General features: G+C 39.8%; 13 protein-coding genes. 8 read left to right on the plus strand and 5 right to left on the minus strand.

All coding sequences use genetic code 11. The features are described 5' to 3' along the window. The first annotated feature begins 79 nt into the window (after positions 1-79). The 4 genes from IQ228_RS27095 to IQ228_RS08830 all read left to right on the plus strand — a co-directional run bounded on the left by IQ228_RS27095 (position 80) and on the right by IQ228_RS08830 (position 1,840). On the plus strand, positions 80-205 hold the full coding sequence (locus tag IQ228_RS27095; protein ID WP_255549956.1) for a hypothetical protein: 126 nt from the start codon (positions 80-82) through the stop codon (positions 203-205). Positions 206-259: 54 nt separating this feature from the next. Continuing rightward, positions 260-745 (plus strand): allophycocyanin subunit alpha, encoded by a 486-nt coding sequence (gene apcA, locus IQ228_RS08820; protein ID WP_027402732.1) that lies wholly within the window; start codon positions 260-262, stop codon positions 743-745. A 67-nt stretch (positions 746-812) separates the two neighbouring features. Beyond that, positions 813-1,298, plus strand: a complete 486-nt coding sequence (apcB, locus tag IQ228_RS08825; RefSeq protein WP_027402733.1) for an allophycocyanin subunit beta — start codon at positions 813-815, stop codon at positions 1,296-1,298. 335 nt (positions 1,299-1,633) lie between these two features. After that, positions 1,634-1,840: a phycobilisome linker polypeptide gene (locus tag IQ228_RS08830; RefSeq protein ID WP_027402734.1), complete on the plus strand. Its 207-nt coding sequence runs from the start codon at positions 1,634-1,636 to the stop codon at positions 1,838-1,840. A gap of 416 nt (positions 1,841-2,256) precedes the next feature. Here IQ228_RS08830 and dnaK read toward each other — a convergent pair whose 3' ends face one another. Together dnaK and IQ228_RS08840 are read right to left on the minus strand one after the other, a co-directional pair. Next, positions 2,257-4,155 carry a molecular chaperone DnaK gene (gene dnaK / locus IQ228_RS08835; RefSeq protein ID WP_027402735.1) on the minus strand — a complete coding sequence of 633 codons (1,899 nt, stop codon included), beginning with the start codon at positions 4,153-4,155 and terminating at the stop codon, positions 2,257-2,259. A gap of 433 nt (positions 4,156-4,588) precedes the next feature. After that, a complete protein-coding gene (locus tag IQ228_RS08840; protein WP_193962674.1) occupies positions 4,589-5,461 on the minus strand; it encodes a phosphodiester glycosidase family protein in 873 nt (290 codons plus the stop codon). A 90-nt stretch (positions 5,462-5,551) separates the two neighbouring features. On the opposite strand from IQ228_RS08840, the gene IQ228_RS08845 reads away from it, so the two are divergent. From IQ228_RS08845 to IQ228_RS08855, 3 genes are all read left to right on the plus strand, one after another. Then, positions 5,552-6,124, plus strand: a complete 573-nt coding sequence (locus tag IQ228_RS08845; protein ID WP_027402737.1) for an rRNA large subunit pseudouridine synthase E — start codon at positions 5,552-5,554, stop codon at positions 6,122-6,124. A gap of 165 nt (positions 6,125-6,289) precedes the next feature. Beyond that, entirely contained in the window at positions 6,290-8,191 is a 1,902-nt protein-coding gene (locus tag IQ228_RS08850; protein WP_193962675.1) for a serine/threonine phosphatase, read from the plus strand. A 50-nt stretch (positions 8,192-8,241) separates the two neighbouring features. Continuing rightward, positions 8,242-9,498 carry a protein kinase gene (locus IQ228_RS08855; RefSeq protein WP_193962676.1) on the plus strand — a complete coding sequence of 419 codons (1,257 nt, stop codon included), beginning with the start codon at positions 8,242-8,244 and terminating at the stop codon, positions 9,496-9,498. Here IQ228_RS08855 and IQ228_RS08860 read toward each other — a convergent pair. From IQ228_RS08860 to dnaA, 3 genes are all read right to left on the minus strand, one after another. After that, positions 9,484-10,101, minus strand: coding sequence for a Uma2 family endonuclease (locus IQ228_RS08860; protein ID WP_193962677.1), 618 nt, complete (start codon positions 10,099-10,101; stop codon positions 9,484-9,486). The two genes, IQ228_RS08855 and IQ228_RS08860, sit on opposite strands and share 15 nt — an antisense overlap. 446 nt (positions 10,102-10,547) lie before the next feature. After that, a complete protein-coding gene (locus IQ228_RS08865; RefSeq protein ID WP_027402742.1) occupies positions 10,548-10,766 on the minus strand; it encodes a DUF4327 family protein in 219 nt (72 codons plus the stop codon). A 651-nt stretch (positions 10,767-11,417) separates the two neighbouring features. Further along, on the minus strand, positions 11,418-12,830 hold the full coding sequence (gene dnaA, locus IQ228_RS08870; protein WP_052149998.1) for a chromosomal replication initiator protein DnaA: 1,413 nt from the start codon (positions 12,828-12,830) through the stop codon (positions 11,418-11,420). Between the two features lie 129 nt (positions 12,831-12,959). Here dnaA and IQ228_RS08875 point away from each other — a divergent pair, with 129 nt between their 5' ends. Further along, the gene (locus tag IQ228_RS08875; RefSeq protein WP_027402743.1) at positions 12,960-14,222 is read left to right on the plus strand and encodes an HhoA/HhoB/HtrA family serine endopeptidase; all 1,263 of its coding nucleotides are present in this window, start codon (positions 12,960-12,962) and stop codon (positions 14,220-14,222) included. Positions 14,223-14,534 lie beyond the last annotated feature (312 nt).

Below are 14,534 nucleotides of genomic sequence, written 5' to 3' on the forward strand. Positions count from 1 at the left end.
CCCCTGCCCCCTGCCCCCTGTTCCCTGAGAATGAGCAAATCTGAAAATAAGTGTTACAAAATATTAAGAGCAGTAATAAATGCTCAACATAATACTGGACAATATTTTGCGGGAGGTAATTGAGTTTTCCACCTGGTTTACACCAAATCCAGACAATCTGGCTAAAAATGTCAACCAAGTTGTCAAGTCACTATCAACCACATAAAGTCGTACCAGTTTAATCAAATTCTGGTTCCATTAGTTTTGGAGGAATCCATTAATGAGTATCGTCACGAAAGCCATCGTGAATGCTGATGCGGAAGCTCGCTACCTCAGCCCCGGTGAATTAGATAGAATCAAAGGTTTTGTTGCTGGTGGCGCACAACGTCTCCGCATCGCTCAAGTATTGACCGAAAACCGCGAGCGCATTGTTAAGCAAGCTGGCGACCAACTGTTCCAAAAGCGTCCTGACGTTGTTTCCCCCGGTGGTAACGCTTACGGTCAAGAAATGACAGCTACTTGCTTGCGTGACTTGGACTACTACCTCCGTCTCGTTACCTACGGAATCGTTTCTGGTGATGTTACAGCCATCGAAGAAATCGGTATCGTTGGTGTGCGTGAAATGTACAGATCTTTGGGTACTCCCATTGATGCAGTTGCTGGTGGCGTTGCCGCTATGAAGAACGTTGCTGCTACCCTATTGTCTTCTGAAGACGCTGGTGAAGCTGGTTCTTACTTCGACTACGTTGTTGGTGCAATGCAGTAAGTTTTAGCTGTAACTAGGCTCAAACTAAAACTGTAGCAATAAGGTTGGAAATAAGGAAAAAACAACAATGCAAGACGCAATTACCTCCGTTATCAATTCTTCAGACGTTCAAGGTAAATACCTTGATACCGCTGCTCTCGAAAAGCTAAAAGGCTACTTCGCTACTGGTGAACTGCGCGTTCGTGCAGCTACAACCATCAGTGCTAATGCTGCTGCGATCGTTAAAGAAGCTGTAGCTAAATCCTTGTTGTACTCTGACATCACCCGTCCCGGTGGTAATATGTACACTACCCGTCGTTACGCAGCTTGTATCCGTGACTTGGATTACTACTTGCGCTATTCTACTTACGCTATGTTGGCTGGCGACGCTTCCATTTTGGACGAGCGTGTATTAAATGGTTTGAAAGAAACCTACAACTCCTTGGGAGTACCCGTAGGAGCTACAATTCAAGCTATCAGTGCTATGAAGGAAGTAACCGCTAGTTTGGTTGGTCCTGACGCTGGTAAAGAAATGGGCGTTTACTTCGACTATATCTCCTCTGGCTTGAGCTAGGAGTTAGCTTTGCACTTAGTGATGTAGGTGCGGCATTATTAAGGTCTGGAGATCAATCATGATTGCTAGAAGGTTCTCTTGCTAATTGATTGTAAGTGTTATCAGTCTGGTGCTGATGGTTGATTTCCAGCCTTGGAAAAAATAATTGTCAGGAGTCAGGAGTCACCGAGTCAGAATATTTGATATATTGATAAGTAATCAAATATAGTTTTTGGCATAGAATTTAGAAAAGCTGACCACTGATAGCTAAATCCTTACAGATAAATTAAAGATTTTCACTCAAGACATTTGAGATAAAAAAGTTTCCCAAACAATATCAGGAGATTTAAAACAAAATGGCTCGTTTATTTAAAGTAACTGCTTGTGTTCCTAGCCTATCTCGGACTCGCACCCAACGCGAATTACAAAATACTTACTTTACTAAGTTAGTTCCTTATGAAAATTGGTTCCGTGAACAACAACGGATTCAAAAAATGGGTGGCAAGATTGTTAAAGTGGAATTAGCAACCGGTAAACAAGGTACTAATGCTGGTTTGTCTTAATTTCTCTAAATCAAACATTATTTTATTTTGATTTTGGAAGGGGTCTCTAAAAAGACCTCTTTTTTTTGTGAATTTGATATTAAGAAGCAATTTGCATGGTGCTTGCTTCAGAGCGCTAGTAAACTGTTCTACCGCTCCCTTGATGATTTTTCGGAATGAATATGGCATAAACCCTTACCCTAACTAGGTTTGAGGGTTTAATAAATTCAACAATAGGCGATCGCATTAATTTAGATCAAACCAATGTACAGCAATGGTTTTGGACACCTAAAAGGGATGTTTGATCACAAGGGGAACGGTAGAACCATAATCACTATTTCACCATAAATAATTTAACTACCATCAAAAAATAAAAAATACCCACCCAGTGCCATAACTGGATGGGTATTAATAGTGTACTTGATGAGAATTTATGACTACTTGCTTTCAGTGAAATCAGCATCAATAACATCATCACCAGAAGGAGCAGAACCACCGCTTGGAGGTTCAGTACCAGCAGCACCGGCAGCATCACCAGCTTGTTGATAGATATTGCTACCAATAGCAAACAGAGCTTGTTGCAATTCTGGCATCAACTTCTGGATTTGAGCATCATCTTCTTTAGCAACAGCTTCCCGTACTTCCTTAACTAAACCTTCAACCTTAGTCTTATCAGCATCAGGGACTTTATCACCCAACTCTTGTAACTGCTTTTCAGCTTGATAAGCTAAAGAATCAGCTTGGTTTTTGCGTTCAATTTTTTCACGACGTTCCTTATCAGAAGAAGCATTTTGTTCAGCTTCTCTCACCATGCGTTCTACATCATTCTTATCCAGAGTAGAAGCACCCGTGATACTAATAGATTGTTCCTTACCAGTTCCCTTATCCTTAGCCGCAACATTGAGAATACCGTTAGCGTCAATATCAAAAGTAACTTCAATTTGGGGAACACCACGAGGAGCAGGGGGAATACCATCCAAACGGAAAGTTCCTAGACTCTTGTTATCATTGGCGAATTCTCTCTCACCTTGGAGAACGTGAATTTCCACATTAGTTTGTCCGTCTACAGCAGTAGAGAACACTTCTGATTTCTTGGTAGGAATTGTAGTATTGCGAGGAATAATTTTAGTCATCACACCACCCAAGGTTTCTACACCCAAAGATAATGGTGTTACGTCTAACAACAAGATACCCGTAACATCACCAGCCAAGACACCCGCTTGAATAGCAGCACCAACAGCTACAACTTCATCAGGGTTAACGCTTTGGTTAGGATCTTTACCTAACACCCGTTTGACCACATCTTGAACTGCGGGGATGCGGGTAGAACCACCAACGAGAACAACTTCGTCAATATTGGTCTTATTTAACTTCGCACCTTTAAGTGCATCTTCCACCGGAATGCGGCAACGGTCAATTAAATCAGCGCAAAGTTCTTCAAACTTAGCGCGAGTAAGAACTGTATCCAAATGCTTTGGACCGTCCTGAGTAGCAGTGATAAATGGGAGGTTAATTTCTGCTTGAGTAACGCTAGAAAGTTCAATTTTGGCTTTTTCTGCGGCTTCAGTCAAACGTTGTAAGGCTTGTTTGTCCTTACGGAGGTCAATACCTTCGTCTTTTTTGAACTGTTCGGCGAGGAAGTCAACGATTTTTTTATCAAAGTCGTCACCACCCAGGTGAGTATCACCGGATGTTGATAATACTTCAAATACACCGTCGCCTACTTCTAGAACGGATACGTCGAAAGTACCACCACCCAAGTCAAATACAAGGATAGTTTCGTTGCTCTTTTTATCAAAGCCATAAGCTAGGGAAGCTGCGGTAGGTTCGTTGATAATGCGGAGAACGTCAATACCAGCGATTTTTCCCGCGTCCTTAGTAGCTTGACGCTGAGAGTCGTTGAAGTAAGCAGGAACGGTAATTACAGCTTGGGTAACAGTTTCACCCAGGTATTTACTAGCATCTTCAACCAATTTGCGGAGAACTTTTGCAGAAATTTCTTCAGGAGCAAATTGTTTACCAGCACCGGGAGAGTCTACCTTAACGTTACCGCCACTGCTGAGAACTTTGTAAGAAACTTCTGTAGCCTCGTTGGTAATTTCGTCGAAGCGACGACCAATAAAGCGTTTTACCGAATAAAAAGTGTTTTCGGGGTTCATTACCGCTTGGCGTTTAGCGATTTGACCAACTAAATTGTCGCCGTTTTTGGCAAATGCAACTACCGAGGGTGTTGTCCGAAAACCTTCTGCATTAGCGATAACGGTGGGTTTACCACCTTCCATTACTGCCACACAGGAGTTAGTCGTTCCTAAATCAATTCCAACTACTTTTGCCATTTTGGGTGTTTGCTCCGTATAAAATTACTAAATGAACTCAGAGAGAATATAAAACTGCATTAACTAACTGCTAATAACAATCAGTTGCCCAAAAAGAAACTAATGGCTTTGCTGGGAATACAATCCCAAACTAGGCTACCCAGGGCAAGAAATAGAAATAAACTCAGTGGTAGCCATTCCATGCAGGGTGGTTTACCGAACCGTCAGGGGAACGGTGAATTTTATAAATTATGTCTAGTGGTTTCATGGATTTATGTGCTTTCACATTGACTAATGTATGGGAATTAATACTTTCAGGAATTGGGGTGAACCGTAACTTTATAGTCGTATTTGCCGTCAAACCCCATTAAAAATTAAATATTATACCCCTGACTCCGTAATCAAGGGCTGGCTAATTGGTAATTATTCCTCTAATTCCTGAACCGTGCCTTATTTACGAGGCAGGTATGGGGGGACGTTCTCCTTTTTGAAACTTCAGCCATGCTTGTTCTAAGGCTGTGGGGGCAGGATTTGTGGCATCATAAATGACGATTACATTGGTTAAAGGTCTACCCGCGGGAACTACAATATTAGTCTTGTTGGCTAAGGCTCTGGATGCTCCACCATCTAAATTCATGGCTTCATAGCAACCGATCGCTTTCATTGCCTCTGCTTCCTGCTGTAAAGAGAGGTTAATTTCAAAATTGGCTAAAATCAGTTTTGTGCCGTCCTGAGTAAAACCAATGGCTGTGCGATCGCTATTGCCTAAAACAACAGGATCTTTAAAGCCTTCAATACTGGGATTTATCCATATTTCCCCCTGTCGCAATAATCTCGGTCCACAGGTTAGGGAAAACCAATGTTTATTCCATTCCGGTTTACCGTCTACTCTGGCTGTCACCATTTCTGGTTTATTGCCGACTCCTAATCCCAAGGTAGTCCCAAAATTTTCCCAGCGACTATATTTGACAAATCTTCCCCCAGCTACCATGTTACCCAGCACTGTTTTTTGAGGATTTTTGGCGAAGAATGTACCGTTAGCAACTACAGCAGCCTTATAACGCGCTACTAATTTACTAAATTCTTCATCACCACTGGTTTTTTGAATGGTGTTGGCAAAGCTGGCATTTTTGGCTAAACCCATTGTCATCAAGGTTTTTGGATCTGTGAGATCAACTATGGTTTGATAAAAAGGGATACCATTAATTTGACTTTTGTTTACCTGGACTGGTTGAGCATAACTAGGTAATGTTAAGGTTAATCCTTGTGCTAAGGTTGCCCCACCCAGAAATAAAAAGGATCTGCGGCTAATTTTGCTAATTGTCATAATTGATGTTTATTAATCCTTTCTTCTTTTTCCTGAATCCTGAATGGGCGCAGTCCCTGCGCCCCTACCTCCTGACTCCTTCTATATTTTATGAATAATCGGTATATTATTTTTCACAAACCCTATGGGGTTTTGAGCCAATTTACTCAAGAAAGTCCCAAACATATTACGCTAAAAGAGTATATAGATGTTCCCGATGTTTATGCTGTGGGGCGTTTAGATTGGGATAGTGAGGGGTTACTGTTACTAACAAATGATGGACAGTTACAGCATCGTCTAGCACATCCGCGCTTTGGTCATCAACGTACTTATTGGGCGCAGGTGGAACGTATTCCTGATATTGATGCAATTCATCAGCTACAAACTGGGGTAGAAATTCAAGATTACCGGACTCGTCCTGCTCAAGTTAGGTTATTGTTAGAAGAACCATCCGTAGTCCAACGTATTCCCCCCATTCGATTTCGGAAAAGTATTCCCACAGCTTGGCTAGAAATGACCTTAACTGAAGGTAAAAATCGCCAAGTCCGTCGCATGACTGCTGCTGTGGGTTTTCCGACTTTGCGGTTAATTAGGATAAGTATTGGTAATATTCAATTAGATGATTTAGCACCAGGACAATGGCGAGAACTGACTCCCCTAGAAGTTGCAAGATTAAATCATTAACCGGAAAAATAGATTAAGGTACTGTAATATCAGTATACAAAAAGAGTGTCAACAATAGCACTTAGTTCTTAGGTTACATAATTTTAATTTTAGTTATTTAATTGTGGACTGTTTGAATATTTGTAGCTAAAAGCACCTTACAAGGAAAATCAAGGAAGTCCGACTATGCTGATTTGCCCCCAGTGTAAATTTGAAAACAGTGATAGTAATAAGTTCTGTCAAAGCTGTGGTATATCCTTAGCTCATAAAATCTGCTCTGAATGTAGTGCCGATATGGCTTTAGATGCACAGTATTGTTATAAATGTGGTGCAGAATCTAGCACAGTTTGGTATGCGCTCATTACTCAGGCAGTGGATAAGGTAGTTTCTGTTGTGGCGGAAACTGCGAAATTAAGCCAAAATCTAGAAAATATAGCGGATGATGGCGGAGATTCTGGTCTGTTATCCAAATTTGTTTTAGATGCTTATTTAGATCCTTGGCAACGTTATCGCTTGTTAGAATCTCCACAAGAATTTGCGAATTATATAGAAGTCAAAGTTCTAGATTGTCAACCTTACGAAATATCACTGATTGGGGCAATGCTTTTGCACGAAACCAAGATGGATATAAGGACAATTCCGGGTTCGGCGGAAGCTTATCTAAAATTGCAGGTAGATAAGCGCCCAGGAATACCAAATATTCATGATGCTTGGCAGCAAGATCATTTTCAAGTAGTCTTGTTAGAAGACAGATCCAATTTCCCGACGTTGCTTGATGTTTTGCGACGAGATACAGTAAGTCCGTTGGAAATTTTACATTGGTTTTATCAAATGACTCAACTTTGGGAGTTGTTAGAAACTGTAAATTGTCGCCAAAGTTTGTTGGAGTTGTCGAACTTGCGCTTAGATGAAGACCAAACTCTGATATTACAAAGGCTATATACAGAGACACCGTTACTGACACCACAACCACCCGAAGTTTTAGATTTGACGAAAATACGAGAGAATGGACAACAAGCTTTAACTCTTAAAAGTTTGGGTCGGATGTGGCAAACTTTGTTTAGAGAATCCCAACACACTCCATTGGATTCTGTGGTGCAGATGTTAGAGGATGTGGAATCTGGGAATATTCAAACTCTGGCGCAATTGCTATCGCATTTACAAGAAATAGCAGAAGAATGTCATCAGGAACAACCAACTTCATCACCTGTCTTGGCGCTAGGTAATGATACAAAAAATAAAAGTGATGAAGCCCCAACTCTAGTTCTATCCGTGCAGCTAAGTAGCGTGGAATATGCAGCAGCTACTGATGTGGGTCGTCAACGTAATCATAATGAGGACTATTTTGGTGTTGATAGTCAAGTTCACAAGATAGAGTTACCAGGAAATAGTCAAGTTACAGCACAAGGTTTATATATTCTTTGTGATGGTATGGGTGGTCATGCTGGAGGTGAAATAGCTAGTCAATTAGCGGTCAATACTATCCGTCAATACTTTCAAGAAACTTGGGTAGATACAGAATTGCCTGGCAAGGAGTCTATTCGTCACGCAGTTTATCTGGCTAATCAGGCTATTTATGAGCTTAATCAAAAAGAAGCTCGTTCTGGTATTGGTCGCATGGGTACTACTTTGGTCATGCTACTACTTCAAGATAATCAAGCGGCAATTGCTCATGTGGGAGATAGTCGTCTTTATTGGCTGACTCGCAAGCAAGGACTAGAACAAATAACTATAGACCATGAAGTTGGTCAACGAGAAATTGCTAGGGGGATAGAACCTAGTATTGCCTATGGACGTGCAGATGCTTATCAACTTACCCAAGCTTTAGGTCCACGCAACGAAGATGCTCTCCATCCTGATGTGATGTTATTTGATATCAATGAAGATATGCTTCTGGTATTGGTTTCAGATGGTTTATCAGATAATGACTGCTTAGAAACTCATTGGCAAACCCATCTCCAACCCTTATTAAGTTCTTCTAGTAATTTAGTCACAGGGGTTCAAAATTTAATTGAATTGGGTAATGAACACAATGGTCATGACAATATTACAGCTATACTAGTGCGAGTGAAAGTCCGACTATCTTAGCAAAGTTGCTTCTAAAATTAGTTTTTTGATCTTAAATTTTAGGTTGTATTGTGATTACTTTGACCCTATTAGAAAAAAGCACAAAAACACCGCTGAAACAGTGGTGCTTTGAGGGTTCTACCGTCGTTCGTATTGGTCGGGCGGTAGATAATCACGTTGTTTTGGCTGACAATTTAGTTTCTCGGTATCATTTAGAACTGAAATTAGTTACTAATGCTGGAGGGGATGATTGGGAGTTAATTAGTCATGGAACTAATGGCACTTTCCTCAATGGCTTTTTGGTTACTAAATCTATCGTTGCTGATAATTCTTTGCTGCAATTAGCTCAGGGTGGTCCTGTACTCAAGGTACAAGTTCAGGAATTATCTCCTCTACTTATCCCAGCTTCAGGTTCAGGAAATGGAGAAATTAATCAAAAGATAATTCCAGAATATTCCAGCGCTGGTTGTACTCACGAAGGGAATCATCCTCAAAATGTGTTTTGTGTTCACTGTGGTCAACCAATTTTGGTGCAAAAAACTATTCGTCATTATCAGGTATTACGGACTTTGGGAAAGGGTGGTATGGGTACTACCTATTTAGCTTGGGATGGTGTTGGTGAAATTACTGGTTTACCACAATTACTGGTAATTAAGCAGATGAATGCTGATATGGTGAAAATTCCCAAAGCTCAAGAGTTATTCATCCGAGAGGCTAGTATTCTCAAGCATCTTAATCATGGGGGAGTTCCCAAGTATTATGATTTCTTTGTGGAAGATGGTAAAAAATACTTGGCTATGGAGTTAATTCATGGACAAGATTTAGACAAACGGATTCGCTTAACTGGACCCGTAACTCCGAAGCAAGCGATCGCTTGGATGATCCAAACTTGTGATATTCTAGATTATCTTCATCACCAACATACACCATTAATTCACCGGGATATTAAGCCGGCTAATTTGATGGTGCGAAGTGGTAATAATAGTATTGTTGTATTGGATTTTGGTGCTGTTAAGGAAATTGGCACAAAACCAGGGACAAGAATCGGTGCTGAGGGTTTTTGCGCTCCTGAACAGGAACGGGGACAACCGCTTACCCAATCTGATTTGTATGCTATTGGTCCGACGTTAATTTTTTTATTAACTGGGGAAAATCCTTTAAAATTTTATCGCCAAAGGGGGCGTAATTTTCGCTTTGAGGTTAAAGGGATACCAACAATTAATGATAAATTAAGACAGGTAATTGATTGTGTGACAGAACCTTTACCACGCGATCGCTATCATACTGCAAAGGAGTTGGCTCAGGCATTAATATCAATCAGCAGTTAGCAAAATCTGGTTAGCGGTTAGGTTCAATTCGGGAAAAGTGCGGGAAATTATTGGCTCATTGTCTCTAAAATGGTTAATTTCATACTCATCACCAATTAGAGAACAAATTGATATGGTAGGTTGTTTTGGTTCACCCACGAATTTACCAGCACCAAAGGGTTGATAATCAACAATCCAATATTCTTTAATTCCCATTTCTTCATAATCACTATATTTTCTATAGTAATCAACTCGCCAATTGCTACTCACCACTTCGATGATTAATGGCACAGAATCACCTTGAGTTACTGTTGCTTTTTTTTCCCAAAGCGGTTCATTGACTAGATTTGTGGAATTTATCAACAAAACATCTGGACAGTAGGCTGATTCCGTTGTTGGTGGTTTAACTAATGCCTGTTTGGGAATAAAATAGGGAAGATCAAGTCTGTCAAACTCGACTGTCAATTTTCTGGATAAAAACCCGGTTCTGCTTTCGTGTTTTCCTAATGGTGGATTCATCTCAATAATTTCCCCATCATGCAGTTCATAAAATCCGCCTTCTGGTTTCCATTTAATAAACTCCTCAAAGGTTACTAACTGGGTTTTAGGTAAGGTTTGAACCATAATTTACCTACCTTAATAAAAATGCTTGAGTGTGTGTTTGGACGGGGAATTTTAGATTTTAGATTAAAAAATTTGGTATCAGTTACTAATGTAAAAATACTCGCTGCGCTGCGTACGCTTCGCTAACGTCAATTCTAAATCCAAAATTTTCCATATCTATACTTGAGGGTGGAGTTAATCCAAAATCGTTCGACTGAGCGAAGTCGAAGTCCAAAATCATCAATCCAAAATCGAGTGACGAAAGAATTGCACCCACCATAAAACAAGGACAAAGTTCTATCATTGCTGGAGGTAGGTGTAAGCTGTTACACAGCTAAATTGTATAATCCTAATATTCTGAACTCTTGTTTAACAGGCAAGATGCCTGTTCCACTTATACAAATTAAATGCACAACAGCTTATCTACGTCAAATCTATCCTAGATATAGCCAATCTAATTTAGATATTTAATCGTCGTCCCACTTTTCTACCGCTAATAAATCGCCAATTGGATCTTGGGTGCTAAATCCAAAGTCCAGCAACTCCTGTTTCCAATGTTGCCAGTCATCGCCATAGAGTAAGGCAATCTTCCAAATCCTATCATTGGGTTTGATAATATTGGATTCTACGAGTGATTGCACGTTGCGCTGCAATTTCACCATTGGGTGAATTACTTGCTGAATCATAAACTCGGTGTATTTCAGATTTTTGTGTGTAAATTCTTGATCAAAACAGCCTTCCGCTTGCAATTATTACCTGCGCGTAGAGCAATTATAGTTTGGTAAAGCTAGTTCTAACTTTTCCACTATACCATAACTAACAAGAGTAAGCTGCTTGGGAATTCGGTTTTGTACGGTAATTACCACTACTAGACGCTATTTATGCTGAACAGTCGTGGCAATATCCAGCCAACAAGGTTTTTAGGCTTGCGATCGCCATCATAACGCAACTGGAGAAAATTGACACTAATTTCTCAATTTTAATTGTGGGGTCAATATAAATGGGTAATGGGTAATAGGTTTTTGGACAATTTTACAGGAATATCCGGTAAGCGTAAAGCTCAGTGGCTTGGCTCCCTGAGAGTGTCAATTTTCATTCATTTCTTCTTCCTCCTGAACTCCTGATCTGGATAGTTACCTGTGGAAAAACTGTGGAAAAACTATCCTAAATTTTCCCAAAATCATCATACTTCATGAAACCGATAAGTAATAAATTAAAGTTTTCCACAGGTTTGCGGCAAAAAATTGGATTTTGGCGGCAATTTTAAATATAAATTCATCATTTATGATATTTTTCTTAAAATTCAGACTCAATAGTGCAGATTTGAATGGGATAAGTTAGTTTTTTGGGTTGTGGAAAACATCAACGATATTAATTCTATTTTTGGTAGTAGCCATTTGGATGCGATCGCTCAATTGGTGTAAAGTTTGAATTAAACTCTGATCACTCTCCTTTAACTGGGTAATTTTCTCACAACTATACATCACCGTCGTATGATCTTTCCCACCAAACTCCTCCCCTATCTTGGGTAAACTCAAATTCGTAAGTTGTCGCATTAAATACATTCCTATTTGCCTAGCCCAACTTATTTCTCGGCGACGGGAATTACCCTTCAAATCCTCAATAGAAACATTCAAAGCATCTGCAACTATATTTAAAATTATCTCAGGAGTAGTTTCTATTTTCTGACTAGGAGTGCCTAAAATCGGTGACAGATTTTCCACAGTCATAGGTAAACCCCAAATAGAAATATAAGCCAAAGCTCGAATTAACGCCCCCTCCAACTCACGGATATTAGAAGTACAATTAGAAGCGATGTATTCAACTACCTCTCGTGGTAAACGAATATTTTCATACTCAGCTTTTTTTTGCAGAATTGCCATTCTCGTCTCTAAATCAGGCATTTGCACATCAGCAATTAGCCCCATAGAAAACCGTGAACACAACCGTTCTTGTAAACTGGGAATTTGATTAGGAGGACGGTCTGAAGCAATTACAACTTGTTTACCCGCCTCATGTAAAGTATTAAAAGTATGAAAAAATTCCTCTTGAGTATATTCCTTCCCCTCCAAAAACTGAATATCATCAACTAGCAGCATATCAGCAGCCCGATAATGTTCGCGGAAACTCTGCATACTATCTTGACGAATTGCAGTAATCAAATCATTTGTAAACTGCTCCGTAGACACATAAAATATCTTAGAATGAGGAGAGATTTCCCAGCGATAATTACCAATAGCTTGCATTAAGTGAGTTTTCCCCAAACCCACGCCACCACATAAAAATAACGGATTAAATTCCCTACCCGGATATTCTGCCACAGCTAGAGAAGCCGCATGAGCCATGCGATTATTAGCTCCGACAACGAAACGAGAAAAAACATATTTAGAATTTAAATCTGAAGTCTTTTGCGAATTTATGGGAGCATTTGCCAAAATATGATTTATTGCTGGTAATTTCCCCTCCACTTCCGGTTTATCCACATGAGAAACTCCCTTATCCTCAACTACAGTAATATAAATCTCTATTGGATAACCCACAATATCGTGGACTACATTAGCAATAGTATTAATGTAATACTTCTGAAGCCAATTGCGAGCAAAAGGATTAGGAGCATATATTACCAAACAGTTATTTTCTAGTTGCTGTGCATAAGCTGTTTTAATCCAAGTTTCAAAGGTAGGCGGAGCTAACTCTAACTGTAGACGCTCTAATACACGATTCCATAAATCATCTATGGGAATTTCCATTCACACCACCTTTATCCGTAATTAGTCGTTCCTAATTTGTAATTACCCCTGTGTCATCTATAATCATTCTGATAAAAACCTGGTAGCTAATATTCTAGCACCTACTAACGAATACGGAGCAATAATCACATGATAAAAATTAATAATCATAACTTAGCAGCGCAGAATATTAATACTAGATTTTTAGGGCAAAATTGGGGAAATAAGGGTAAAAAATGGCTCGCAGTGTGTGGTGTAGCCGTGTTCATGCTGGGAGGTTGTACGAATCTCAAGAAAACCACCACAGAAATCGAACCTAGCAATGCACAACCCCAAAAAACTACTGTACCCACCACAGAAATTGCTCCTCCCGCGATTTTTTCCTCTTCTGGAGATCCTAACTTTGTTGTCAAAGTAGTACAAAAGGTGGGAGATGCAGTTGTTCGCATTGATTCAACTAGAACCGTCACAACTCAAGCTCCAGACGAATTCTCCGATCCTTTTTTTCGCGGATTTTTTAATAGAATCCCCACACAACCTAGAGAACGAGTAGAAAGAGGTAGCGGTTCGGGATTTATCATTAATTCATCTGGGCAAATTTTAACTAATTCTCATGTTGTAGACGGTGCTGATTTAGTTACAGTTACCCTCAAAGACGGCAGAACTTTTAAAGGTAAAGTATTAGGTGAAGATGCGGTAACAGATGTGGCAGTAATTCAAATTGATGCCAGTAATTTACCCAGTCTAGCTTTAGGTAAATCTGATACTTTACAACCAGGAGAAGCAGTTATTGCTATTGGTAATCCTTTAGGTTTAAATAATACTGTTACCTCTGGAATTATCAGTGCCACAGATCGTTCTAGTAGTGATATTGGCGCTAGTGATAAGCGTGTTGATTATCTGCAAACTGATGCAGCAATTAATCCTGGTAATTCTGGTGGACCATTACTAAATGCTCGTGGTGAAGTGATTGGGATGAATACAGCAATTATTCAAGGCGCTCAAGGTTTGGGATTTGCTATTCCTATTAATACCGCCCAAAAAATTGCCGAAGAACTAATTGCTAAAGGTAGAGTTGATCATCCCTATTTAGGCATACAAATGGTAACATTAACGCCAGAAATTAAGGAAAAAATCATTGCTCGATTTGGAGAGAAAATAAATTTATCTGCAAATCAAGGGATTCTATTAGTGAGGATTGTTCCTAACTCACCCGCAGCCACTGCTGGATTACGTCCAGGAGATGTGATCAAAAGTATGAATAATCAACCCGTTTTGAAAGTTGATGAGGTGCAAAGAATAGTAGAAAATAGTCAAGTTGGTATTCCTTTACAAGTGCAAGTAGAGCGTAATGGCAAAATTTCTGAATTCTTAGTTAAACCTGCACCTTTACCAATTAACAAAGAAAATTGATATTTAGTCAGTTGTCCCGGATTTCCTGCCCAGATTCTCAAAACTGATAAAACTTGGCGTTGCTAATAGCCCAGATGGCGATCGCCATATTATAAGGGGTAGAAGCGGAAATGCCGAAATTTTTATCCTCAAAACGGTGGTTTTTAGGACATGGACTCTTATAAAATCACGAAAAACCTAGATTTGTAGGGGTAAAGCAAGAGCTTCATTGGTGTCAACTTAGGTTACAGATGGCTTATTTGTTTGGCTTCCACACCCGCCAGGGAATAAATTCCCTGTCTCATAGCTCAAGTCCGTTAAAACGGACTAATG

Source organism: Dolichospermum sp. LEGE 00246 (assembly GCF_015207865.1).
Taxonomy (GTDB): domain Bacteria; phylum Cyanobacteriota; class Cyanobacteriia; order Cyanobacteriales; family Nostocaceae; genus Dolichospermum; species Dolichospermum heterosporum.